Genomic DNA, 22,670 nt, shown 5'->3' on the forward strand with positions numbered 1-22,670 from the left:
GGAGACCGTTTCCGCCATGTGCTCTCATTGCTGCAGTGTCTCGACATAACCAGCCAGGTCATGGATCCGTTCCCTGGTGACGATTTCGCCGGCGTTCGGGCCATATTTCTTCACGTCACCAGGAAGGAACTGGCGGCCCCAGACCGGCATGTCGCGATCGCCATGCTCCGGCACCATGGCGCGGCCGTCGATCGTCGCGAAAACGCGCCAGTAGGGGAACGCGCCGCCATTGTTTCTCGAAAGACGAGTGAGGTCAGCAGGGCGCTTGACCAATTCGTCGCCGAGCGGACCATCGCCTTTGCCTTCGGGACCATGGCAGACGGCACAGGAATTCATGTATTCCGCCTTGCCGTTGCCCAGCTCCTGAGCGGCGGCGGTATTGAAGGCCAAACCTGCGAGAGCCACCGCGATCAGAAATTTCATCTGCGTTTCCCCGACTGATTAGCGGAAGCCTACAGCCTTGGCTCGCGAGGACGTTGATGCGGATCAAATGGGGCCGCACCCAAGGGATTGATTCAGCGCAATGAACGCACCGGCCTCTCGCGCTTAAGCTTCAGCAACGATTGAACCTTCACGCGGAAATGAGGAGTTGTTGCCGTGACTTTCAAGACACTGCTTACGGTTACCGGACCGAACCAAGGCGAGGGCGATCTGAAGCTCGCCGCCGGCCTGTGCGAACAGGTCGGCGCCCATCTCTCCGTGCTCGTTCTCGAGCTGGCCCTACCGCCCTCAGGCGGTGCGCATGTGGGCGTCGTTTCACCAGCCTGGTTCGAGGAGCGCCAGGTCGAGGTCAAGAGGCTCAAGGAGCGAATCTCGGCAGTCGGCGCCTTTCTTTCGCAGAGCTCGGTATCTACTGATCTGAGCGACGACTACCCGGATACGGCCTGGGCGGACGAAGTCATCGGAAGGCGCGCCCGCTATGCCGATCTGACCATTCTTGGTCCAGATCTGCTCACAAGCACGACGCTGAGGGATAAAGTCATCCAAGGCGCGCTGTTCTCATCGGGAAAGCCTATCCTGCTCGTTCCAGAGGACTCCCGGCCAACGCTGAAGCCGAAACGTATCCTGGTTGCATGGGACGCCCGGCTTGAGTCGTCGCGTGCCGTTCGCGAGTCGCTCGACATGCTGAAAAGCGCCGAAGAGGTTCACCTCGTTATGGTCGACCCGATCGAGGACGAGTTCCATCACGGTGCGGAACCCGGAGCAGATGCCGCTACCTATCTTGCCCGGCACGGCGTGAAGGTTACGGTCGAACGCCTGCCGAGTGCGAACCATTCGGTCGCCGACGTGCTGCGCCAGCATGCGGGCGACGTTGCGGCCGAGCTGATGGTCATGGGCGCCTATGGTCATTCCCGGTTGCGCGAGCGGATTTTCGGTGGCGTCACCAAGTCGATGCTTGAGGGTCAATCGCTGCCGGTCTTGATGGCGCGATAGCAAGTCAACGGCAGGAAAAAAGGGCCGGCGCAGATTGCGCCGGCCCGTTCCATTTCTTCCAACCAATTGATGGGACGACTACTCGCTCGCTTCTCGTCCCGACACCTGTTCAATCAGGATCCGGAAGAAAACGTGCGGTGCACTGTCGGCTGTGGGAGGAACGACCGGCTTGAGTGCGCCAGGCTCCCACCAGTCGGAGTGCTTGCTCAAGACCGACCAGGCATGATCCCGCTGAAGCTTGTGGCCGATCCGATCAGGCAGCTCCTCGTATCGGCCGTCGGCAACGACGCTTCGCCATCCTCGCCCTTGGTCGTGTTCGTCGACCTGGACGCACACCAGCGGATTGGCTCGCATCCATTCGATCTTCTTGCCCGGCATGGAAAACGCGTAAAGATGAGCATCCGAATGGGCGTAGTAGAGGGGCACGACGTAGGGCTGCCCATCCGTCGCGCATGCCAAGCGACCAACACGATTGGTCGTCAGGATTTTCGTGCATTCCAAGGCAGAAAGCGTGCGGACCTGCATGACGGTCTCTCCTTTTTCTCTTATTTCTCTCGGTTGTTCCGTCTCATTGATTTCGTGGAGGCTTTCGAAGCGGGGCCGGCCGCCTGTTGCCCACTTCGGTGTTGCCTGCCCGTTTGCGATCGAACAGCCTCGTCCATCGTAGCGATCACATCGCTGTCCGAGAGCTGGGGAAACCGTAAGTAATGGTAGCTCAGGGCACGGAACTGTCCTGGCTGACTTAAGCAAACCACACGATCCGCTTGCCGGGCCAGTTCAACGACCGTTTCTTGCGGTGAAACAGGAACAGCCACGATGATTTCTCTCGGTGACCGGCGCTTGAGGGCGCGGATCGCGATTTTCATGGTCGTTCCGGTCGCGGCCCCGTCATCGACGATGATCACGGTCCTTCCCGAGATCGAGATTGGTCTGTTGTTGCCTCGATAGGCAACGCGCTGACGTTCGAGTTCGGGACGCTCTTTGGCAATCAAGACACGTAATCCGTCTTCGTCGAGCGCATAGGTCTCGACAATCTCACGGTTCAACACGACCTCCCCAGGGTCGCCATCGACGATTGCGGCAACAGCCAGCTCGGAATTGCCCGGCGCGCCGACCTTGCGGACGATAAGCAAGTCAAGAGGAGCATTGAGAGCTCTGGCCACCTCCACTGCGACAGGCACGCCGCCACGCGGCAATGCCAGCACAACAGGCCGATGCAGATGAAGGTTGGTCAGCTCCAGGCCGAGCTTCACTCCAGCGTCTTCCCGGTCTCGGAACATGGGTCAATCCACCGGCCACAATTTTCTAAGGGACTGCTTCATCGAGTTTCTGACCTGCACGATCTCACCATGCGAAATGTGACGGTCAAGAAGCTTGAAAACGGCACTGATCGCGACATCGAAATCGATCTCCTCATCGTAGCCGAAACTGTTTCGGACGCTGATAATAAAGTCGCGCTTCGTGCGCTCATGCGTAGGCACCGCGGGGTTCCGCCTTCGAAATAGATGCCGCGGACCAAAACAGGCAGTTGCGCCGAGAGATCGGCCATTTCCGCTTGCGACAGCCAATCTCGCACCGTGTGCAGAACAGACCTCAGGAGGCGGCACGCGCTCGGCTCGCTCCAGCAAAGATCCTTGGCAAGCTCGTTGACCCATTGCTGCGCCTGTTGGGCAGCGTGCGTGAACTCAGCAAAGGACGTGTGAGAACTATGACCCATGGCGACGCTCCTCGAAGATTTGAGTTCCATTCCTAAGGCGTCGAAGGGCTTCGAGCATTGAGCCGGATCAAATTGCTCTTGGGGAAAGGGGATGAGCAGGCGGCGGCTCTTAGCCGCCGGATTTCTGCACAAGCAGGGGAATGATGCGGTCGCTCTTGGCCACCGGGGGCCGACGCCTCAGACGTCTTTTTTCAATTCGAGATGAACCGATGCACTGATCCGCTCTGGAGAACCGAACGCGTCACGCCGCCAAAAGTCATTTCCCGGACTCGGCTATGACCGTAGCCACCCAGAACAATGAGATCGCCCGCGATCTCCTGCCCGATCCGAAGGAGAATTTCCGCGGGCTCTATGTGGCGGGCATCAAAAACTTCCGATCGCGCCTTCACCCCGTGGCGCGTCAGAAAGAGTTCGACATCCGCCACATTCTCCCTGGATCCAGTATCACCATTGTCCACGGTGGCGATCACAACATCCCTGGCGGTGATCAGGAAAGGCATAGCGTCGACGACGGCACGTCGCGCTTCTCGCCTGTCATTCCACGCAATCAGGATGCTTTCGGCCTTGATCGGGGCAGTGGTTTCTGATGCCACGAGTATCGGGCGGCCAGCCGCAAGGATGAGACTTGCCGGATCCAGTATACGGTGATGGTCGACCACCAGATCGGTCGCCGGCGAGCCGGTGAGGATCAAGTCGGCGGCACGCGCATTGATTGCAAGCTGCCGGGTCGGATTTCCTATTTCGCCACGCCACGAGGCACGATTGCTGCCATTGACGATGCTCAGGAATTCCCCTCTCAGGCAGTCTAAGCGACCTTCTATCTCCTCCACCTGACACCACATCGCCTTGGTCGCGGCCTGGTCGTCGGTGCCGGTTGGCAGGACAAAACGCGGCTCGGCGGCGCAGAAGCCGATCAGGTCGGCCTCAAGTCGTTGAGCAAGATCCCAATGCCATCGAGATGCGTGGCGCCGTGATGGCGTCCACGTCCAGTTGAACCATGATCGTCTTGAAAGCCATCGCGTCAATCCATTTACGGTTGAAGCGACTTGGCCATCAAAAGGAGGGAAGCACTTTGATGCGTGTCAAACGCCGCAACGAGACCGGTTGGCGCCGGGACGCTCGTGCAATCCGGCAAGGCCATAGGGTTGATCCTGATCAAGGACATGACGACGAACGGCGTCAAAGTCGCGCTGAGGAGATTTTTGTTTGCATGCCTCACAACGGAGTAGTCGATAATGCACACTCAGCCCGAACCATCGTCATTCGGCATGCAATTGTTGCCGATGGCGGAGAATGGCCAGACGTTCTTCCTCGCTGCCGCGACCCTTCAGATGCATGCCTTCAAGGCGATGATGCGATACAACGTCGAAACGCTGGCGTTTCTGAAGCACCGTTGCGAACAGGACGTGAAGCTGGCCGATGATTTGATCGGCGGTCCGCAGTTCAATGACGCTTTCGACATCTTTTCTGTTTTCCTGCAGAATGCGACATCGCAATACGTCAGCGAAGCCGGCAAGGTCGCTACACTGATCTCCAGGCTTGCTTCGGAAACGGCCAAGCGGGTTCGCGAGGAAGCCAGAACCGCGATCGAGGACGCAGCGGCGAAGACAGTCGCGTAGATCGACAAGGCGGAAGGTCGTCAAACATGAACAGCTTTTACAGGCGTGGTTGTCTGCCGGCTTCCGTCCTTGCTCTGATGCTGATCGGACATGTGCATCCAGCCTTGGCCGATAGCTTAACGGATCACGGAAAGGCGTTGGTGGAAGTCAATTGCGCCCGCTGTCACGCCGTCGGAAAAACGGACAAGAGCAGCCATCCCGATGCTCCGCCATTTCGCACCTTGTCAAAGCGCTATCCGATCACTGATCTCGAAGAGGCTCTCGCTGAGGGGATTTCGACTGGCCACCCGGACATGCCTGAGTGGATCGCGAGCCCCGACCAGATCGATGCAATTATCGCTTACATCAGCACCTTGCAGCAACCGTGATCGGGGCCACGGACGCGGCAGCCTACCGAACTTGACGCCTAATGGAGGCAATCGATCTGGCGTCGTTAGCGGCGCCAGCAAGCCGGCGCAGACGAAGCTAGGGCAACATCCGGTCGGCGGCACGGAAGAATGACCGAGCATGCGCCACGATCTGGGCTTCCGTAGGATGATCGGCAGGTTCTACGCCGACAATGCGATCCCTCAAGTGGGGATGGTGGTCGCGGACATGCTTTGCCAGCTCATCTTTCGCCGATCCTGGCCCTATGATCAGCCATTCCTTCGCCGGCTGCAGGGCCGCGACGATGTCGTGGTAGAAGGACTGGCTTTCCGGTGCACGCTTGCCGTCGACGGTGCCTGCCTTGTTGTGGGTCTGATGATGCGCAAGCGTGGTGGCAAGCCTAAGGCTCTCGGCGGTCTCTCGATTGAAGAAAAAGACCTTGGCTTCGCGATGATCCAGCCAGGCAACGGCATGTTGGGTCTGCATATTGATACATCCTTGGGCTATTGTTGAAGAATGAGCGCAATCCACCTGTGAGGCATCCTCACGCGGACTGGGACTCCAACGTTGCCAGGATCGAGCCGGGTTCGACCACGGTATTCGCAGTAGCGACAATCGTGGCGCGGCCACCTGCCGGTGCCACGATCTCGTGCAGCGCGTCTTCAACGCGAACTTCGGCTATCCGCTCGCCGGCTTTGATTGTGTCACCGCTGGCAATGAACCAGCGCTCCAAGATGCCCTCCGGCAACATGCAGGATGCCCATAGCGCTTCATCGACCTTGATATATTGCATCGCAATTCTCCCTATGCCGTCGAATGTTATGCGCTCGCGCAGCACGGTCCTTGATCCCGATCAATCGGCGTACGACGCAAGGGGCGCAATCGTACGGCGTTTGACGGCGATCAATTTCCGATGCGGCAGCCGCCCTAAGATGGCCGGCCGGCGACGGAGTGAGGCTATGAAGGATTTCAGGGAAAGGCAGTCGTCGTGATGAGCGCCCGATCAGACATCAGTGGTGCGTTGGCAATCAATTGGGCTGCCCGCGCCGTGCATGTGGTTGGCACCGATGACGATATATGGCGCCTTCCGCCGTAAGAATTGTTAGCCACATCGATCCGACCCCCGGCAACGCGCATGCCTGTCCGGCGGTTCCAGAAAATGATGCAGATCAATGCGCAACGAACCGTTTGCGAAGATTTTGATGCGATGTGGAACCCTATCCCAAGCGCTCCGTTTGGTCGCGATCTCGAACTCGCCGTCTTCGATGAAGACGGCGAACATGCACTTGTCTTTGCCTGCAGGAAGGCGAAGGAGGGTTGGAAAAATGCCGCCACTGGTGCTCGTGTCGACATCCGACCGACCCACTGGCGCGAGTGGGAAGATGAGAAGGTTCAGGCCAGAACAGGCAACCCTCTCGAAGGTTCTCCCTAGGGGCGGGATTCCACGATCAGCGCCATGCGCACGAGATGTGACAGACTGCTTGCGCCCATCTTGCTCATGACATTGGCGCGATGAATCTCGACAGTGCGCGGGCTGATCCCCAGATCATAGGCGATCGTCTTGTTGGGCAGACCCGAAACAAGTCCATCCAACACCTGCCGCTCGCGCTCTGACAAGGTCGACAGACGCACGCGGATATCCGCAGACTGAGGATGCGCTGCATCGACCTGGTTGCGGTTGGCCAACGCTGAATGGATCGCTCCGATCAGCATCTCGTCGTCGAACGGCTTTTCGATGAAATCGGCAGCGCCCTCCTTCATTGCCTGAACGGCGAGCGCCACATCAGCATGGCCCGTCATGACAATAACCGGGATTCTATGTCCGCCTGCTCTGAGCTGCCGCAGGAACTCGATGCCATCTATACCCGGCATGCGTACGTCGGTGACGATGCAGCCGTCGATATTCCCTGTCGCCGTCGAGAGAAAAGCTGTGGCCGATTCATGCAGGCGTACGGCAAAGTCGGCTGTGGCGAGAAGAAACCCAAGCGACTTGCGGACGTCGACGTCGTCGTCGACCAAATGCACAAGATCATTGCCGGCCATTGGCGACCTCTTCCTTCTCAACGATGCGCAATGTGAACCGGAATGCTGTTCCTCCGGCGGGCATTGGCTCGGCCCAGATGTGGCCGCCATGCGACTCGACGATGGTACGGCAAATGGAGAGGCCGACACCCATGCCTTGCTTCTTGGTGGTTACAAATGGCTGAAAGAGTTGAGCCGAGACCTCCGGCGCGAGGCCTGGGCCTGTATCGATCACGCTCACCTCGGCCATCCCGTCATCCCGCGCAATCGTCGTGACTTTCAATTCGCGGCGCGGTGCATCCTGCATGGCCTCCACGGCGTTGCGCATCAGGTTGAGCAGAACCTGCTGAATCTGGATGCGGTCGGTCAAGACCAGTTCGGCGGCAGGGTCGAGCTTGTAGGCGACGAGGACATTTATCTCCTTCGCACCGACCAGGGCCAGCGACGAGGCTTCCTCGATCAGCGCCGGCAGTCGTTCGACCTGACGCTCGCTTTCGCCCCGCGCAACAAAGTCCCTCAGGTGACGAATGACGTTTCCTGCCCGCAGGGCCTGCTCGGCCGCCTTTTCCACGGCATCGCGCAGCATAGGCGCATTTTCTTCCTTGCTGTTCTCGAGAAGCCGGCGGCTGCCCTTCAGGTAATTGGTGATCGCCGTCAGTGGCTGGTTGATCTCATGAGCAAGCGTCGAGGCCATTTCGCCGAGCGCGGTAAACCGCGCCATGTGCAGGAGCTCCTGCTGCTGCTCCTGGATTCTGGCTTCTGCCCGGTGCCGCTCGGTCAGGTCGCGGCAGAAGCCGGTAAAGAAACGTCCGGTTCCCGGATGCATCTCGCCGACTGAAAGCTCCATCGGAAAAGTTGTGCCGTCCTTGCGCGCGCCGGTCACGGTGCGGCCGAGCCCGATGATCCGGCGTTCTCCCGTCGTCAGATAGCGAAGCAGGTAGGCATCATGCTCGACGCGATAGGGCGACGGCATCAGCATATTGACGTTCTTACCAATGACCTCGCCTGACTGATAGCCAAACAGCGTTTCGGCAGCGGTGCTGAAGGACTGGATCCGGCCCTGTTCGTCGATAACGACCATCGCGTCTGGCACTGTGGCCAGGATCGATCGCAGATGGTCCTCACGCAACAGAAGTGCGGCGTTTGCAAAGGAGAGGTCGCTGACATCCGTGCCTTCAATGAAGATCGCGGTGACACGACCGTCGTCGGCCTTGATCGGCTGATAGACGAAATCCAGGATGCGCTCTTCGACCGGCCCGTCGGCTTTGTTGCGAAGGCCAACCTTCACCTCGTGGCCGATATAGGGCTCGCCGGTCGTGTACACATGGTCCAGATGTTCGAAAAACTCGTTCTCGTCGAACTCGGGAAAGGCGTCCCGTACTGACTTTCCAACCACTTGCCTGTGGCCGATCAATCGCTGGTAGGCGGCATTGGTCAGCTCGAAAATATGACCCGGCTCGCGCAGGAGCGCTGTAAAGCCCGGAGCCTGATCGAACATTTGCGACAACAGTGATTTCAGTGTCGTTCCGCCGGGCGACAGGCTGAGCGCTTCGTCTTTGATCACCTGAGGTTCCTGGGTTCGAGACGGTGCTGCCAAGGCTAACTATCACTTCTCGCCGCACACGCAAAACGGATCGAGCCGACGGCGGATGCAATTGGCGGTCTTTGACGCGCATCAAGGCATTGGACGCGGACGAGTGCAATTCATCACGGATTCCATCGTTCAGCGAAAGGCGTCCGCATGTCGTACAAGTCAATCATCGTCAACCTCGCCATCGATGCGCCTCCTGCACCCCTTATAACGGCTGGGGTCGAGCTCGCGGAGCGGTTCGGAGCCCGTCTTATCGGCTTGGCAGCCGCGGATGTTCCGCCCCTGGTCGCGACCGGCGAAGGCATGGTCTACGAAGGCGAGATCATGCAGATCCAGCGGACGGAGATCGAAAAGCGGCTTGCCGAACTGCGTGCCGAGTTCGAGAGGCTGGTTCCTGCGTCGATCTTTAGCGAATGGGGCCAAGCGGTTTGCAGCCCAACCCGCTTCCTCAGCGTTTCGGCCAGGGCGGCAGATCTTATCATTACCGGCCAGGCAGGAGACAATGTCTTTCGCGCCGTGGATGTCGGCAGTCTGACACTGGGTGCCGGGCGTCCGGTTCTGGTCGCCGCAACCAACGTCGAGCACGTCCTTGCAAAAACCGTTCTCGTAGCGTGGAAGGACACCAGGGAGGCACGGCGAGCGATTGCTGATGCATTGCCTTTCCTGGCCAAAGCCAGCGAAGTCGTGATCGTCACGATTGACACCGACCGCGACGAAAGCATTCGTGACGGCCTCGCCGATGTCGCGGTCTTTCTCGAACACCATGGCATCAAGGCGCGAACCGAGCTGATCGCCGGCGAGGCTGACGGGGACCGGTTGGTGACATTCGCACGCTCGATCCATGCGGACCTGGTCGTCTCGGGCGCCTATGGCCATAGCCGGTTGCGGGAATGGGCGTTTGGCGGCGTCACCCGTACACTGATCGAAGAGAGCAGCATCAACCGCTTCATGTCGTATTGATGATAGGCGAAGCTGACCAGCAATCCGTCCCGCCAGATGGCGGTGCCTATTGGTCGATCGAGACCAATGACCTCCTGCGACGCCTTGAGACGTCTGCCTCGGGGCTTGCAGCTTCCGAGGCGGCATCGAGGCTCGCAAAATTCGGCCGAAACACACCGGCGTCGAAGTCAAGCGCGTCGGCTCTGATCGTGTTTGCCCGCCAGTTCCGTAGCCCGCTGGTGCTGATCCTTATTTTCGCGGCCAGCGTATCGGCTTTCGTGGGAGAGGGCCAGGAGGCTGCGATCATCGGTGCGATCGTGCTGGCAAGCTGCGTCCTGAGCTTCACCCAGGAGTACGGTGCGTCGCGGGCGACCGAAGCACTGAAACAGCGTATTTCGCGCAAGGCTATTGTGTTGCGTGATGGCGTCGAATGCTCGGTTGCTGCCGAAGATATCGTGCCGGGCGACTTGATCCGCCTGTCGGCCGGAAACCTTATTCCCGCGGACGGTATCATTCTTGACGCGCGCGATTTCAATGTCAGCGAGGCCGTGCTGACCGGCGAAACCTTTCCCGTTGTGAAGGCACCGGGGCGGTCGGCGCCCGAGGCTTCCGTCGCACAGCGCAGCAATGCGGTCTTTACGGGCACATCAGTCCGCAGCGGCACTGCAACCGTGCTTGCGGCAGCGACCGGCGCCAGCACTGAATTCGCATCGATCGCTGCGGCCCTGGAGCGCCAAATTCCCGAAACAGGGTTTGCCCAGGGCATAAGACTGTTCGGCTATCTGATGACCGAGATCATGCTGGCGATTGTCATCCTGGTGTTCTTCGCCAACCTGATGCTGCATCGACCACTGATTGAATCGCTGCTGTTTTCGCTGGCACTGGCGGTTGGTCTTACGCCGGAACTCCTTCCGGCCATCATCAGTGTGACGCTGGCTAGAGGGGCTCGCGCGATGGCTGCCAATGGGGTCATCGTGCGCCGTCTCGACGCCATCGAGAATCTGGGCAGCATGGACGTCCTCTGCACCGACAAGACCGGCACGCTGACGGAAGGCGTGATCCACCTCGACGGATGGCTTGATGTCGACGGCAATCCGTCAACCGACATCCTGCTTTGGGCACGCCTCAACGCGGCCCTGCAGACCGGATTGAAGAACCCGCTGGACGAAGCGATCGCCGATGCACCGGGCGGGGGCGCTTCATTGGCCGCTTTCACCAAGGTCGACGAGATCCCCTATGATTTCATTCGCAAGCGCCTGTCCGTTGTTGTGCGGACCAAGGATGCCGAAGATCTTCTGATCACCAAGGGCGCCGTACTAAATGTCCTCGAAACGTGCGGCCTCGTCAGCACGGTGAAAGGGCTGGAACCCCTCGATGTGAAGCAACGTGCGGCGATCGACGAAAAATTCCGGCGCTGGAGCGCGGACGGCTACCGCGTTCTGGGCCTGGCAATCCGTCGATTTGAGAGCCGGAAAACGTTCAACAGGAAAGACGAAATCGATCTCGTCTTCGCAGGCTTCCTGCTTTTCCTCGACCCGCCAAAGGAAGGCGTCAAGGAGACGCTTGCCGAGCTCGCCCAACGCGGCATCGCGGTAAAAGTCATTTCGGGCGACAACCGTTACGTTGCCGCACATCTTGCCCAAGCGGTCGGCTTGCACGCCAGCAGGATCATGACCGGCGAGGAGCTTTCGAAATTGACCAAGAGCGCGCTCTTTGCAGGCGTGCAGCACACCGACCTTTTCGTCGAGATCGATCCCAACCAGAAGGAGCGCATCGTTCAGGCCTTGCGGAGCAGAGGCCATGTCGTTGGCTATCTTGGCGACGGCATCAATGATGCGCCCGCCCTTCATGAGGCAGACATAGGCATCTCGGTCGACACAGCTGTCGATGTCGCGCGCGAAGCTGCCGACATCATCCTTCTCAAGCAAGATCTGGGCGTTCTCGTGCGCGGCGTCGACGACGGCCGCAAGACATTCGCCAATACGATGAAATACATTTCAATCACTACCAGCGCCAATTTCGGCAACATGATCAGCATGGCTGTCGCCTCGCTGTTCCTGCCTTTCCTGCCGCTTCTGGCAAAGCAGATCCTGCTCAACAATTTCCTTTCTGACGTTCCTTCGCTCGCCATCGCAAGCGACAACGTCGATGCCGACCAGCTTCGCCAGCCTCGCCACTGGGACATCCGTTTTGTGCGGCGGTTCATGATCAGCTTTGGCTTGGTCAGTTCGCTGTTCGACTTCGCGACCTTCGCGTTCCTCCTGTTCTTCGCGCATGTCACGGAAGCCGCGTTCCAGACCGCCTGGTTTGTCGAATCGTTGCTGACGGAGCTTGCCATCGTGCTCATTGTGCGCACGCACAGGGCCTTCTGGGCAAGCCGTCCAAGCCCGTTGCTCGCCTGGCTTACGTTGGGTGTCGGGGGTGTCGCGATCATGATCCCCTATCTGCCGTTTGCCGCCTGGTTCGGCTTCGTGCCTTTGCCGCTGCCGGTGCTTGCCGGGCTTGTCGCAATCACCGCGCTCTATCTACTGGCCTCGGAGGCGACCAAGCGCTGGTTCTTCGGACAAGAGAGCCGTCAGTCGCACCGGAAGAGGGCGGGGCAGCTGATCGACAGAGGGCCCAAGCCTCATGCGGCCTACCCGAGATCGTAGGCCGCATGGGGAGGCTTGAGTGATGATGAAAAGAAGCGCGGGCATTCTGCCCTATCGTAGGTCGAACAAGGTGCTGCAGGTGCTGCTCGTCCATCCAGGCGGCCCATTCTGGCAAAGCCGCGATCTTGGCGCCTGGTCCATCGCCAAGGGCGAGTATGACGAAGGCGAGCAGCCAGAAGCCGCGGCGCGGCGCGAATTCAAGGAAGAGACTGGCTGGGAGCCCAAGGGAGCCCTGCTCAATTTGGGTGAGTTGCGTCAGCGAGGAGGCAAACTGGTCACCGTCTTCGCCCTCGAAAGCGACTTCGATACCGCGACGTTGCGCAGCAACCTGTTTGAGATGGAGTGGCCACGAGGCAGCGGCCGCATGCAGTCGTTTCCCGAGGTCGATCGCTGTGAATGGCTGGATCTAGACCTGGCACGGGAAAAACTGCTTGCCGGGCAGCGGCCATTTCTCGTCCGCCTTGACGCTTTGGTTTAGCGCGCAACGCCTCGTTTAGGCGCGGCGGTTGACCGAGATCAACGCGACCGGCCGTCTACAGTGGCAATGATGGCCAGTAGGCAGGAGTGATGAATCATGACCTTTCTCGATTATCTGATTTCAGTTGACGCCAGAACCGCTTTGATGGGTCGCATGATGCAGAAGCTCGGCGTCGACAGACAACTAAATGTCGTGGCGGACCGTGCAGCTGTTACCAATCGGGCGGTGGACCGCTGCCGTTCCTGCGGGCACCAGGATGAATGTTCGACCTGGCTTGACGAACATCAGCAGGCCGAGGTCCCGCCAGATTACTGCCGGAACCGCGACCTGATCGCGCGACTGCAGCACGCGGCCGACCAGCGGTAGTGCATCGTGCGGCTCAGCGTCGAGGAAGTCGTGCCGCCCGTGTCTTGACGAGAGTCAACGCAAACCGGCATTTTGCAGTTGATAGGTTTACATCCCGCGGGGCCAGGCAGTTTGGGCAATTTATTTCTTCTAGAAACATTTCTGCTCTTTGTCGCGCCAGGACCAACCAACGCTCTTTTGATGGCGGGGTCGGTCAAGCGAGAGAATGAGATCAAGCTTTTGGCCGCTCAGGCATGCGGATACGGGATCGCATCCGCGTGCTGGTTTTCGCTGCGTCCCTTTGTGTCGCCCGATGCCTTTCAAATACTTAGGCTGGTTGCAGCCGCATGGCTCGTCATTCTTGGCCTGCGTCTGACGGCGAGTGCTCGGATCAACGTGTCCAAGAACGGCGACGCCATTTCTGTTGCGGCGATCAGTGCCCTGAACCCGAAGGCCTTTATTTATTGCCTGGCTATCGTGCCGATGAACATCGAACCGCGCGCGCTGGGGATCTTCTGGGTTGCGCTCCTGGTGATGACAGCCGCCACCGGATCGGTGTGGCTTCTGCTAGGTCGGCGCTTCGGCGGAGATAAGAGAATGGCAGAAAGAGTTGCGGGCGCGGCACTTGTTGCATTCGCCCTGTTGCTCCTTCGGCCATTGATACTTCTAGTCGCCGTCTGAGCATGGCGAAGCCTGGGGGAAAAACTGGCAGCCCACCGTGGCAATGTTAGCGGATCGCACGTGTAAAAGCTGACCTGTTTCGCTGGGTGGGCCATCCTCGAATGCTACGTTAAACCCACTGGCACCGCGGCTCGAGACACCAACTCGGCGTTGGTCTTGCCACCGCTACGAAACGAGGATGACGGACAAGGGATCGGCGCAGAAGAGACCATCGTCGACCGCTTTGACGCCGGCGACGTTTTCGGCCGCTACAATGGCTGCCTGGCGCTCACGTTCGTCGAAGATGGCACCGCTCAGTTTCACCACGCCTTTGTTCACCGTCACGTTGATCAAGTCTTTGCCGGCCCATTTCTGCGTCGCAAGCTCGGCAATGATGTTCTGGCCAATCTGTTCGTCATCGATGGCTGCAGGGGCTGCATCCGGAAGGACGCTGAGCAATGCCCGCAGAAGATCAGAGTGGGTGATGATGCCGACGACTTTCCCAGCGTCGACGACCGGAATGCGTTTGACATGGTGACGCGTCATGAGCTCAACGACCTCGGCGAGCGATGCGGTAGGGGATGCCGTGACGACATCTTGCGACATCACCTCCTCGATCCGTCGCCCATTGGCGTGGACATATTCATCGGCGGCCTTTCCGGGGCTGACGAGAAACTCAAGCCAGCGCGAGCGCTTGCGCTCCGTGCCCAATTCCCCCCGACGCAGGAAATCGCTCTCGCTGACGATACCAACCAGGGTGCCGTCGCCGCCAATGACGGGAAAGCCGCTGATCTTTTTAGAGAGCATCAACCCGGCCGCCTCGGCGATCGATGCGGACGGGTCTATGCCGACGACTGGCTTGCTCATTATGGCTTCGGCTTGCATGTTCGCTCTCCGGAGTTTTCCAAACCTCCGGCTTCTTAGGCTTCACATGCACGAAGCGCCTTGATCTGAATCATTTTGCCATCGAGGCAAATGGTCCAAAGCTGAGGTCGCGAACGACGGGCGCCCGCCGGTCAACCAGCGATCGCGGTCTTGGCGACATTCACCCCAAGTTCGTAGACAAGCAGTCCACCATAGTAGGCCGTCGCAGTGACCAGCACCGCTCCGCAAATTTCAATCAGGGGAATGGCGATCGTTACAGCTCGAAACTCGCGATTCCGCATCCAAAGCGCAAGCCTCACAAGTCCCCAGATCAGGAAGGCAAAGGCTGTGATAGCTCCCAGGCTTTCGTGGATTTCCGCGATATCGCTGCTGAAGCCGGCCGCTTCGGCGTGATCAAGGGCAAGACCGCCGAAGAACCAGGTCCCAATGGCGAACACCCCGGCAGCCAGGGCTAAAGACGTTGAGATCGTGCCGGCGCCCGATTTCCTGGTGACGGCGCTGCCGCCAGCCAGCGCCACAAGGTCGATAGCCGCAAGCGTGTAGATCAGAACAATGGGAAAATGAACAAGAACGGGGTGGATGTGTTGAATGGGGACCACGAAAACTCTCCAGAAATTGGTAGGGCACTTTGGATAATTGCCGGCCTCGCAGCGAGCCTTGGCCGACGACATTTGCGCGGGTTATGTGCTGTGGCGTGCCACGCGCCGCGAACCAGAGATCTAGTCGTTGTCGTCGGCCTCATCGCCCTGCCGGTCGTCGCACGCATCGTCATCCCCCCTGATGGCTTTCGGGGTGGTGGCGTCCTGCATTGGGATGGCCTGCAGGTCGATCGGGCCGGATGGGACAACAGACGATGGCGCCCCACATGATCCTTCGTCCGATTCAGCGGCCGCCGGCAGGGCAAAGATTGTGAGGCCTGCAAGTGCTGCAAGGATAAACATGGAATTGCGCATGGTCTGGTATCCTTCTCGGCGCGGCCATGATTGGACGCGATAATGCCTTGATAGGGACCCTTTGCTTGCTGCGGGCTGAGGATGACTGACAGCAAATTGAAAGCTTGAACGTGCGACATGCCTTGCCGATGAAAAGCCAGTTGAAGTGTTTGGCGGTGCTGGGTCTCGCTGGACTTGTCCTGGCCATGCCTGTCGGTGCCCGTGCCGAAGAGGACGATGACGGCGACCATGACCGGGCGCGGGATTTGTACGAGCACGGCGAAATCAAGGGCCTTGCCGATATACTGGACCTTGTCCGCGCCAAAGCCCCCGGCGACGTTGTTGCGGTCGAGCTCATTCGCAAGGCCGACAGATGGGTCTACCGGTTCCAGGTCGTCGGTGCCGATGGCCGGCGAAGGACTGTCGACGTCGACGCCGGTGCCGGAGTCATTATGCGCGATGGGGAGGGTGACTGATGAAGATACTCCTCGCCGAAGACGAGCCCCGTATCGCTGCCGATATCGCGACTGCCCTCAAGGCGTCCGGAATGGCGGTCGATGTTGTAAAGGATGGTGAAGCCGCCTGGTTCGCGGGCGATGTCGAGAATTATGACGCCGCGATTCTGGATCTCGGACTGCCCAAGCTCGATGGCCTCACGATCTTGAAACGTTGGCGAGCCAACGCCCGCCGGTTTCCGGTTCTCATCCTGACCGCAAGGGGAATGTGGATGGAGCGTGTCGAGGGCATCAACTCCGGTGCGGATGACTATCTTCCCAAGCCTTTTGAAATGGAAGAACTGCTCGCCCGGTTGCGGGCCATCCTGCGGCGCTCGGCGGGGCAGGCGGCACCCGTTCTGAGGTCCGGCCCGCTGCTTCTGGACACGCGCCAGATGCGCATTTCGCTGCGCGGCATTCCCGTTTCCCTGTCGCCGCTGGAGTACCGGCTCCTGGCGTTTCTGATGCATCACGCAGGGCGGGTGGTGGCGCCGACCGAACTGGCTGAGCATCTGTACGATTCGGGCAACGACCGCGATCCGAACGCGATCGAGGTCATTGTAGCGCGGTTGCGACGGAAGCTCGGCAGCGATGTCATCGAAACAAGACGCGGGTTCGGGTATCTGATGCCCGATGATGCCGCCTGATGGGCAATTCGATCCGCTTCAGGCTGTGGTTGGCGGCAACAATCTCGATTCTTGTCGCACTCGGCATCGCCGGCGCCGGCTTGCGCTATCTGTTCGAACTTCATGTGGAGCGCCGCGTGGTGGGCGAACTGACGGTCGACCTCAACGAGTTGATCGGCGCAACGACCTTCACAAGCGATGGCCACCTTGTCGTGACCCCAGTGCTGACCGATCCGCGGTTTGCCAATCCACTGTCCGGTTACTACTGGCAGGTGGAGGACATCGCCACCGGCAGCCTCGAGCGTTCTCGATCCTTGTGGGACGCCAAGCTGCTCCTGCCTGCCCGGAGCGCAAGTGGTGGGCTGCGAACGGTCGAGGAGTTCACGGGCCCGGGAGGAGAACTCAGTATTGCGGTCGAGCGCACGATCATCGATGCCGGAGGCCGCTCCTTCCGCGCCATCGTGGCGGAAGATCATCGAACCGTTGAGGTCTCTGTGAGCGAATATGTTCGCGATCTCGCTCCGGCTCTCTTGATGCTCGCTGCAGTCCTCATGGCCGCGTTTTTCATCCAGATCACCATCGGCCTTGCACCGCTGGTGACCTTGCGGGTCGCTGTCGGAAGCGTGATTGCGCAGCGAACGGGACGGCTCGATGTGGTGGCACCAAGCGAGGTGCAGCCGCTCGCGGACGAAATCAATCGGCTACTCGATGCCCAGGAGAAGGCCCTAGTGCGAGCGCGCTCGCGCGCCACCGATCTGGCGCACGGCCTCAAGACGCCACTGCAAGTGCTGTCGGCCGACATCCGTGCGTTGCGCAAGAAAGGCGAGACGAATCTGGCCGATGAGATCGAGAAGAGCGCCGGAGCGATCCGGCGCCATGTCGAGCGGGAACTCGCGCGCGCCCGCCTCGCGCCGGGTGTCTCCGGCAAGGCATCCTGCCGGGTCTCGGACGTTGCGGCTGGTATCATTGCCGTCGTCAAACGGACGCCAAGTGGCAAGCAGCTCTCGTTCAAGATGGACGTCGCCGCGGAACTGGCGGCGCCGATTGACGAAGGTGACTTGTCAGAAATCCTCGGCAATCTCATCGAAAACGCTGCGCGCTACGCAAAGTCGTCAGTCCGTGTCGATGCATCAGCCACGACTGCCGATGTGATCGTTACCGTCGCCGACGATGGCCCAGGTATACCAGATGCCGATCGCGAATCCGCCTTGTCGCGCGGCGTCCAACTTGACAGCAAGGGCGGCAGCAGCGGTCTTGGCCTGGCCATCGTTTCCGACATCGTCGAAGCCTATGATGGACGCCTTGCCATGGCCAACGCCGATCCGGGCCTGGTGGTGACCATTTCCTTGCCGCGACACGGTTGAGTGTGCATCAGGCAAAACCCGGGAAATAGTCGACCTTTATCTTCGATCGGCGAACGCCCATGGCCAACAGCTTCTGGCGCAGCGCCTTGACCATCGCCTGCGGGCCGGAAATGTAGAAGGTGCGCTCGAGGTAGTCGGGTATTGCCAGACGTATCAGGCGCTCGTCGATGTATCCGGGATATTGCCCGCGCTCGCCACCGCGCGCCACAGCGTGGATCGTCTTGATGCCAAGCTCCTGTCTGGCCGCGCCAAGCACCTCGCGATAAGCGATGTCCTGCTGGCCTTCGGTTCCGTAGAGGATGACGATCGGTCGCTGCTCCTTGCGGTCGAGGAGATATTGCAGCATCGAGCGGAACGGCGTGATGCCGATGCCACCGGCCAGGAACGCGATCTTGGTTTCACGCCGGGCGGGAAGCGTGAAATTGCCGGCCAGTTGCGCGGCGTGGATCGTGCTGCCCGGCTTCATGGTCATCAATTCGCGCTTGAAGGCGCTCGATTGCGGATAGAACTTGACGCCGAGGCGGACTGTTTCCTCTGTCGGCGCCGATGCGACCGTGAAATAACGGCGGTTGCCGCGATTGTCGGCACGATCGAGGCCAAGCGTCCATTCGAGATACTGGCCGGCCTCAAAGGCGAGCTTGCGCGGCGATCGGAAGATGAAGTCAAAACTATCGACGGCCGACTGCTCGATGCGTTCGAGCGTCAGCACGAAGCGTCCCTTGGGTCCTGCCGCATAGGCAAACAGGTTGCCGGCGAGCAGCGCCAGTTCCGGTGTGAAATAGAACGAGCCGATATGGATGTTGGGAGCAAACAGAAAGCCGACGATGGCGGCAAAGGCGACGCGCGGCCATCGCATCGTCGGTGCCGTCAGCGGCTCGGTCAGCATCACAAAGGCAAACAACAGCAGAGGTGACGAACCCAGTGTCTCCGTAAGTGCGGTCCAGTACTGCGACGGATCGCCGGTTGCCAGAATGGTCGCCAGCGCCACGACAAAAAAGGTCAAGACAAGATCAAGCCGGCGCAGTTTGCGGACAATGAGCATGCCGCCGAGGAGAACGAGCGGAAGCAACGGCAGATTGCCACCAACCCACCAGGTGGCTGGTTGGTCGAGCAGCAGCGCGGACAGCGCTACGCCCAGCGCAGCCGGATTGAAAAGGTGCTTCCGCCCGATGGCGAGAATGAATTTGGATGAAATCGCCCAGACGGACGCGAATGCCACCGCTGCGATTCCCTTGATGTCGGTGGTGGCTACCGGATCGAGGATGAGCGCAAGGATGAGCGCGGTGATGTAGACGGACTCGTTGTTGGCCGGGACCGCGAAGACATGCGCAAAGACCTTGTTGGTGAGCCAGCAGGCGGCCAGCGCCAAAGCCATTGTGAAGGCGAGCGCAATCGGATCCTGTGGCATCAGCTTGACGAAGCCGAGCACGAACGCGGCGCCGACCAGCGCCATCAGATAATAGAGGACCAGCCTGTACATGGTCAGGTGATCGAGAAATCGGTCGATGGTTTTGATCATGGCAGGCAAAGGGCTCCGAACCCGGTTGTCGGTGTGGCGCGGCCATTGGTGTCTATGACATAGCCCTCCAGGCCGGGCGTCTGCTCGATGAAGAGAATGCCGTCCCGGCCCATGGCGAAGGCAGCAGTGGCGAAACGATCGGCTTCGAGCACATCGGCGCCGATGACGGTCAGGCTGACGATGTCCTGGATCGGACTGTCAATTGCATGCGGGTTGTAGATGTGTTGACCCCGCACATAGGTTCCGGAGGTTGCCAGTCCGCGACCACGGGGATAGACGATTTTTACGATCTCGTGGGCGTTGAAGGGATTGCGGATGCCGACGCTCCAGTCCCGGCCCGAGGCATTCTTGCCGCAGGACTGCACGTCGCCTCCTGCCTCGATGAAGAAATCGCGGATGCCGGCTCGCTGAACGATGGCTGCCGCGTTGCGGATTGCCCAGCCCTTGACGATGCCCGATGGATCTAGCGACCCGTCGGGCTTGCGAATATCGAAGTATCCATCCGTCTCGTCGTTCGTCTGCCGCGCGAGAGCAAACACCTCGGTCATCTCGCCGCTCCAGTCGACGACCGGAACGTCGCCGCGGTTGATGGCCGAGATCTCGCTGTCGGCCCGGTATGTGCTGAAGCGCCGGTCGATGTGCTCGAAATAGCCGAAGACCGTCTCGATCAGCTCACCGCTCGACGCGCCACCGACGTCGACCGTAATGGGCATTCCCATCAAAATACGCGTTTCGCGCATGGACCTAGGACGACGCTTTCTTCAGCGCGCCGCGCAGCGACTGGATAAAGGCTCTGCTGGTCAGCGTCGCGCCTGAGATAATGTCGACATTGGCGCTTTGGGCGCGGATCGCTTCGTCGCGCAGCATGGGCAGCGCCTGCCTGTTGATGCTGATGGAGGTGCGGCGATCGGATGGATATTTGAGCACTTTCAGCGCCGAAAGCTGTCCCCCCTGCACGAGGGCCTGAATCTGGATGATGCCGTAATAGGCATCGGCGGGCGGGCCAGTGTAGACGCCGTCAGCATAAGCCTGTGCGGCGAGCTTCATGCCGACCCGAACAACATGTGCGGGCGCCTCCGGATATGCCGGCCGCTGCTGCGGTACAGGTATGTAGACGGCAGGAGTTATGGCGAATGAAGGCGTTGACAACGTGGGATCGGTGACAGCCGGCGCCACAGGCTCGACCGGAACCACTGTCTGCTTAGCTGGCTCGTTTGGCCGTTCGGCGGGAACTGCTATGCCCGCCGTCGTCTCCCGGGCAATCGGAAACCTTGTCCTGAACCGAGGGTCGAGCGCCGGCAAAGTCCGAAACATCGGCAAGGCCGCGGTGGGTGCCGGCTCCGCGGCGGGCACCTTTGCCGCGTTGGCCGGCAGCGCTGAGCCAAGCATGTCAGATGAGCCAAGCATATCGTTTGCCGGATCTTGGCCAGCTTGATCCCAGACGTAAGCGCCAGAGGCGGCGATGACGAAAAGTGACAGGGCAATCTGTTTCATCGAAATTGTGCTTCCACATTGAACCTTGCAGAGGCGACCCATCTGGTCCGCTTCGAATGCAATATCCCACGACCAAGCTGACAACTGGCTGTCAGCCGAGGTCGAGCTGCGAGGGCGCCGCGAAGCTCAAGGGACGACAACTTGACTTGTCCTGGATCAAGATTGTCGCATAAGCAGCGAGGTAGGAAGGTTCTCTCAAACGAGGTAGCTGCCTATGACTGTTGCCCAAGAGCCGGCCGGATACTCCGGAACCCAGATAGTGCTGCATTGGACTATCGCGGTGCTGATCGTCCTGCAGCTTGTAATCGGTGAGGACATCAAGCCGGCTTACCGGGCGTTCTCGCGCGGCACCGAGCCGGCAGCTGGCGACATCCTCAACGCGAACATTCATGTCTATGTCGGTTTGGCTGTTCTGGTGCTGGCGACCTGGCGGTTTGCGATCCGTCTACGGAATGGCGTGCCGGCGGCACCGCCCGAAGAAAGCGTCCTGCTGAAGCGGATTGCTGCGGCCGCCCATTTCCTGCTTTATCTTTTCATTTTCGGGATGCCGACTACCGGGGCGCTGGCATGGTACTTCAGCTTTCGAGTGATGGGGGAGATTCACGAACTCGCCAAGCCGGTGATCATCATTGTCGTCGGCCTGCATGCCGCAGCCGCGCTGTGGCAACATTTCTATGTCAAATCGGATGTGCTGGTCAGAATGCTTCGACCTGCCGGACGGCGTGCGCCGTGATGTCATGAGCCGCCTGCACAATGAAAACCATCTCGTATCGCGCGTCGGCTGGTTGCGTGCCGCCGTGCTCGGCGCCAATGACGGCATCGTTTCGACGGCCAGCCTGATCGTTGGCGTGGCGGCAGCCAATGCCGCGGCCTCCAATGTTCTGGTGGCTGGCGTCGCCGGACTGGTCGCAGGGGCGATGTCGATGGCGGCGGGCGAATATGTATCGGTCAGTTCGCAGTCCGATACCGAACAAGCCGACCTTGCCCGCGAGAAAGGGGAACTGGCGACGCAGCCAGATTTCGAGCGACGGGAACTAGCGGAAATCTATGTCAAACGTGGGATGGAGCCAACGCTGGCCTTGCAGGTCGCCGACCAATTGATGGCGAAGGACGCGCTCGGCGCCCACGCTCGTGACGAACTCGGTATTTCGGAGGTGACGACGGCCAGACCGATCCAGGCCGCGCTGACCTCTGCGGCTGCATTTTCGGTTGGCGCGGCGATGCCATTGGCGATGGTGCTTGTTTCGCCGGCCGTCTGGCTTGCCACAACGGTGTCTGTTGCCTCACTCCTGTTCCTGGCGGTTCTGGGCGCCATTGGCGCCAAAGCCGGCGGCGCCAATGTGCTAAGGGCAACGGTTCGTGTCACATTCTGGGGCGCGCTGGCAATGGCGCTGACCGCCGGTATTGGTGCCGTCGTTGGTACTGCCATCTGAGTCAGCTTTCCGACTCATCACTGGCAGCCCGTCAGATCGATCGCGGCCAGGTTCGACCGCTGCGGTAGGCCGGCCCCGGCGTTGGGTGGTGGTTTCAGCCT

29 protein-coding genes and 1 pseudogene are annotated in these 22,670 nt (G+C 60.1%); 15 read left to right on the plus strand and 15 right to left on the minus strand.

Going from position 1 to position 22,670, the window contains the following annotated elements:
* Window positions 1-24 precede the first annotated feature (24 nt).
* Entirely contained in the window at window positions 25-423 is a 399-nt protein-coding gene (locus AC0ZT5_RS24735) for a c-type cytochrome (RefSeq protein ID WP_488498571.1), read from the minus strand.
* Window positions 424-597: 174 nt separating this feature from the next.
* Between AC0ZT5_RS24735 and AC0ZT5_RS24740 the strand changes: the two genes are divergently transcribed.
* On the plus strand, window positions 598-1,434 hold the full coding sequence (locus AC0ZT5_RS24740) for a universal stress protein (RefSeq protein WP_488498572.1): 837 nt from the start codon (window positions 598-600) through the stop codon (window positions 1,432-1,434).
* Window positions 1,435-1,512: 78 nt separating this feature from the next.
* Here the strand turns inward: AC0ZT5_RS24740 and AC0ZT5_RS24745 are convergent, their stop codons facing one another.
* The 5 genes and pseudogenes from AC0ZT5_RS24745 to AC0ZT5_RS24765 all read right to left on the minus strand — a co-directional run bounded on the left by AC0ZT5_RS24745 (window position 1,513) and on the right by AC0ZT5_RS24765 (window position 4,176).
* Window positions 1,513-1,959, minus strand: a complete 447-nt coding sequence (locus AC0ZT5_RS24745; RefSeq protein WP_488498573.1) for a pyridoxamine 5'-phosphate oxidase family protein — start codon at window positions 1,957-1,959, stop codon at window positions 1,513-1,515.
* A gap of 20 nt (window positions 1,960-1,979) precedes the next feature.
* Window positions 1,980-2,687 (minus strand): phosphoribosyltransferase, encoded by a 708-nt coding sequence (locus AC0ZT5_RS24750; protein ID WP_488498574.1) that lies wholly within the window; start codon window positions 2,685-2,687, stop codon window positions 1,980-1,982.
* Between the two features lie 30 nt (window positions 2,688-2,717).
* Window positions 2,718-2,915, minus strand: a complete 198-nt coding sequence (locus tag AC0ZT5_RS24755) for a DUF2267 domain-containing protein (RefSeq protein ID WP_488498675.1) — start codon at window positions 2,913-2,915, stop codon at window positions 2,718-2,720.
* Between the two features lie 59 nt (window positions 2,916-2,974).
* Window positions 2,975-3,181: pseudogene (locus AC0ZT5_RS24760) on the minus strand (DUF2267 domain-containing protein); the annotation flags it as partial.
* 161 nt (window positions 3,182-3,342) lie between these two features.
* The gene (locus AC0ZT5_RS24765) at window positions 3,343-4,176 is read right to left on the minus strand and encodes a universal stress protein (protein ID WP_488498575.1); all 834 of its coding nucleotides are present in this window, start codon (window positions 4,174-4,176) and stop codon (window positions 3,343-3,345) included.
* Window positions 4,177-4,386: 210 nt separating this feature from the next.
* Here AC0ZT5_RS24765 and AC0ZT5_RS24770 point away from each other — a divergent pair, with 210 nt between their 5' ends.
* The 3 genes from AC0ZT5_RS24770 to AC0ZT5_RS24780 all read left to right on the plus strand — a co-directional run bounded on the left by AC0ZT5_RS24770 (window position 4,387) and on the right by AC0ZT5_RS24780 (window position 5,649).
* Complete coding sequence (locus AC0ZT5_RS24770) at window positions 4,387-4,770, plus strand: phasin family protein (RefSeq protein ID WP_488498576.1); 384 nt, start codon at window positions 4,387-4,389, stop codon at window positions 4,768-4,770.
* 77 nt (window positions 4,771-4,847) lie between these two features.
* Entirely contained in the window at window positions 4,848-5,138 is a 291-nt protein-coding gene (locus AC0ZT5_RS24775) for a c-type cytochrome (RefSeq protein WP_488498670.1), read from the plus strand.
* 139 nt (window positions 5,139-5,277) lie between these two features.
* Window positions 5,278-5,649: a hypothetical protein gene (locus AC0ZT5_RS24780; RefSeq protein ID WP_488498577.1), complete on the plus strand. Its 372-nt coding sequence runs from the start codon at window positions 5,278-5,280 to the stop codon at window positions 5,647-5,649.
* Window positions 5,650-5,680: 31 nt separating this feature from the next.
* On the opposite strand, the gene AC0ZT5_RS24785 is transcribed toward AC0ZT5_RS24780, so the two are convergent.
* Window positions 5,681-5,929 carry a lipoyl domain-containing protein gene (locus AC0ZT5_RS24785; protein WP_488498578.1) on the minus strand — a complete coding sequence of 83 codons (249 nt, stop codon included), beginning with the start codon at window positions 5,927-5,929 and terminating at the stop codon, window positions 5,681-5,683.
* Between the two features lie 366 nt (window positions 5,930-6,295).
* On the opposite strand from AC0ZT5_RS24785, the gene AC0ZT5_RS24790 reads away from it, so the two are divergent.
* Complete coding sequence (locus AC0ZT5_RS24790; RefSeq protein ID WP_488498579.1) at window positions 6,296-6,568, plus strand: hypothetical protein; 273 nt, start codon at window positions 6,296-6,298, stop codon at window positions 6,566-6,568.
* Here the strand turns inward: AC0ZT5_RS24790 and fixJ are convergent.
* Together fixJ and AC0ZT5_RS24800 are read right to left on the minus strand one after the other, a co-directional pair.
* Complete coding sequence (gene fixJ, locus AC0ZT5_RS24795; protein WP_488498580.1) at window positions 6,565-7,179, minus strand: response regulator FixJ; 615 nt, start codon at window positions 7,177-7,179, stop codon at window positions 6,565-6,567. The genes AC0ZT5_RS24790 and fixJ overlap by 4 nt on opposite strands.
* The gene (locus AC0ZT5_RS24800; protein WP_488498581.1) at window positions 7,166-8,722 is read right to left on the minus strand and encodes a PAS domain S-box protein; all 1,557 of its coding nucleotides are present in this window, start codon (window positions 8,720-8,722) and stop codon (window positions 7,166-7,168) included. The genes fixJ and AC0ZT5_RS24800 overlap by 14 nt, the downstream gene beginning before the upstream one ends.
* 177 nt (window positions 8,723-8,899) lie before the next feature.
* Between AC0ZT5_RS24800 and AC0ZT5_RS24805 the strand changes: the two genes are divergently transcribed.
* The 5 genes from AC0ZT5_RS24805 to AC0ZT5_RS24825 all read left to right on the plus strand — a co-directional run bounded on the left by AC0ZT5_RS24805 (window position 8,900) and on the right by AC0ZT5_RS24825 (window position 13,843).
* Window positions 8,900-9,709 (plus strand): universal stress protein, encoded by an 810-nt coding sequence (locus tag AC0ZT5_RS24805; protein ID WP_488498582.1) that lies wholly within the window; start codon window positions 8,900-8,902, stop codon window positions 9,707-9,709.
* Window positions 9,709-12,339 (plus strand): magnesium-translocating P-type ATPase, encoded by a 2,631-nt coding sequence (mgtA, locus tag AC0ZT5_RS24810; protein WP_488498583.1) that lies wholly within the window; start codon window positions 9,709-9,711, stop codon window positions 12,337-12,339. Before AC0ZT5_RS24805 ends, mgtA begins: the two co-directional genes overlap by 1 nt.
* Window positions 12,340-12,361: 22 nt before the next feature.
* On the plus strand, window positions 12,362-12,817 hold the full coding sequence (locus AC0ZT5_RS24815) for an NUDIX hydrolase (protein WP_488498671.1): 456 nt from the start codon (window positions 12,362-12,364) through the stop codon (window positions 12,815-12,817).
* Between the two features lie 96 nt (window positions 12,818-12,913).
* Complete coding sequence (locus AC0ZT5_RS24820; RefSeq protein ID WP_488498584.1) at window positions 12,914-13,183, plus strand: DUF6455 family protein; 270 nt, start codon at window positions 12,914-12,916, stop codon at window positions 13,181-13,183.
* Window positions 13,184-13,294: 111 nt separating this feature from the next.
* Complete coding sequence (locus tag AC0ZT5_RS24825) at window positions 13,295-13,843, plus strand: LysE family transporter (protein ID WP_488498585.1); 549 nt, start codon at window positions 13,295-13,297, stop codon at window positions 13,841-13,843.
* A 165-nt stretch (window positions 13,844-14,008) separates the two neighbouring features.
* Here AC0ZT5_RS24825 and AC0ZT5_RS24830 read toward each other — a convergent pair whose 3' ends face one another.
* The 3 genes from AC0ZT5_RS24830 to AC0ZT5_RS24840 form a co-directional block, all read right to left on the minus strand.
* Window positions 14,009-14,707 (minus strand): CBS domain-containing protein, encoded by a 699-nt coding sequence (locus tag AC0ZT5_RS24830; RefSeq protein WP_488498586.1) that lies wholly within the window; start codon window positions 14,705-14,707, stop codon window positions 14,009-14,011.
* A 131-nt stretch (window positions 14,708-14,838) separates the two neighbouring features.
* Entirely contained in the window at window positions 14,839-15,306 is a 468-nt protein-coding gene (locus AC0ZT5_RS24835; protein ID WP_488498587.1) for a DUF2231 domain-containing protein, read from the minus strand.
* Window positions 15,307-15,426: 120 nt separating this feature from the next.
* Window positions 15,427-15,660 carry a hypothetical protein gene (locus tag AC0ZT5_RS24840; RefSeq protein WP_488498588.1) on the minus strand — a complete coding sequence of 78 codons (234 nt, stop codon included), beginning with the start codon at window positions 15,658-15,660 and terminating at the stop codon, window positions 15,427-15,429.
* Window positions 15,661-15,845: 185 nt separating this feature from the next.
* Between AC0ZT5_RS24840 and AC0ZT5_RS24845 the strand changes: the two genes are divergently transcribed.
* From AC0ZT5_RS24845 to AC0ZT5_RS24855, 3 genes are read left to right on the plus strand one after another with little or no spacing between them, the layout of a single operon-like run.
* Window positions 15,846-16,115, plus strand: coding sequence for a PepSY domain-containing protein (locus tag AC0ZT5_RS24845; RefSeq protein ID WP_488498589.1), 270 nt, complete (start codon window positions 15,846-15,848; stop codon window positions 16,113-16,115).
* Complete coding sequence (locus AC0ZT5_RS24850) at window positions 16,115-16,780, plus strand: response regulator transcription factor (protein WP_488498590.1); 666 nt, start codon at window positions 16,115-16,117, stop codon at window positions 16,778-16,780. The genes AC0ZT5_RS24845 and AC0ZT5_RS24850 overlap by 1 nt, the downstream gene beginning before the upstream one ends.
* Complete coding sequence (locus AC0ZT5_RS24855; protein WP_488498591.1) at window positions 16,780-18,123, plus strand: sensor histidine kinase; 1,344 nt, start codon at window positions 16,780-16,782, stop codon at window positions 18,121-18,123. The genes AC0ZT5_RS24850 and AC0ZT5_RS24855 overlap by 1 nt, the downstream gene beginning before the upstream one ends.
* Before the next feature lie 7 nt (window positions 18,124-18,130).
* Here the strand turns inward: AC0ZT5_RS24855 and AC0ZT5_RS24860 are convergent, their stop codons facing one another.
* From AC0ZT5_RS24860 to AC0ZT5_RS24870, 3 genes are read right to left on the minus strand one after another with little or no spacing between them, the layout of a single operon-like run.
* Complete coding sequence (locus tag AC0ZT5_RS24860; protein WP_488498592.1) at window positions 18,131-19,642, minus strand: RnfABCDGE type electron transport complex subunit D; 1,512 nt, start codon at window positions 19,640-19,642, stop codon at window positions 18,131-18,133.
* The gene (locus AC0ZT5_RS24865) at window positions 19,639-20,361 is read right to left on the minus strand and encodes an FAD:protein FMN transferase (RefSeq protein ID WP_488498593.1); all 723 of its coding nucleotides are present in this window, start codon (window positions 20,359-20,361) and stop codon (window positions 19,639-19,641) included. Before AC0ZT5_RS24865 ends, AC0ZT5_RS24860 begins: the two co-directional genes overlap by 4 nt.
* 25 nt (window positions 20,362-20,386) lie before the next feature.
* Window positions 20,387-20,689 (minus strand): FMN-binding protein, encoded by a 303-nt coding sequence (locus AC0ZT5_RS24870; RefSeq protein WP_488498594.1) that lies wholly within the window; start codon window positions 20,687-20,689, stop codon window positions 20,387-20,389.
* A 661-nt stretch (window positions 20,690-21,350) separates the two neighbouring features.
* On the opposite strand from AC0ZT5_RS24870, the gene AC0ZT5_RS24875 reads away from it, so the two are divergent.
* Together AC0ZT5_RS24875 and AC0ZT5_RS24880 are read left to right on the plus strand one after the other, a co-directional pair.
* A complete protein-coding gene (locus tag AC0ZT5_RS24875; RefSeq protein WP_488498595.1) occupies window positions 21,351-21,869 on the plus strand; it encodes a cytochrome b in 519 nt (172 codons plus the stop codon).
* A 4-nt stretch (window positions 21,870-21,873) separates the two neighbouring features.
* On the plus strand, window positions 21,874-22,569 hold the full coding sequence (locus AC0ZT5_RS24880) for a VIT1/CCC1 transporter family protein (RefSeq protein ID WP_488498596.1): 696 nt from the start codon (window positions 21,874-21,876) through the stop codon (window positions 22,567-22,569).
* Window positions 22,570-22,670 lie beyond the last annotated feature (101 nt).

Source organism: Mesorhizobium sp. CNPSo 4670 (assembly GCF_057784235.1).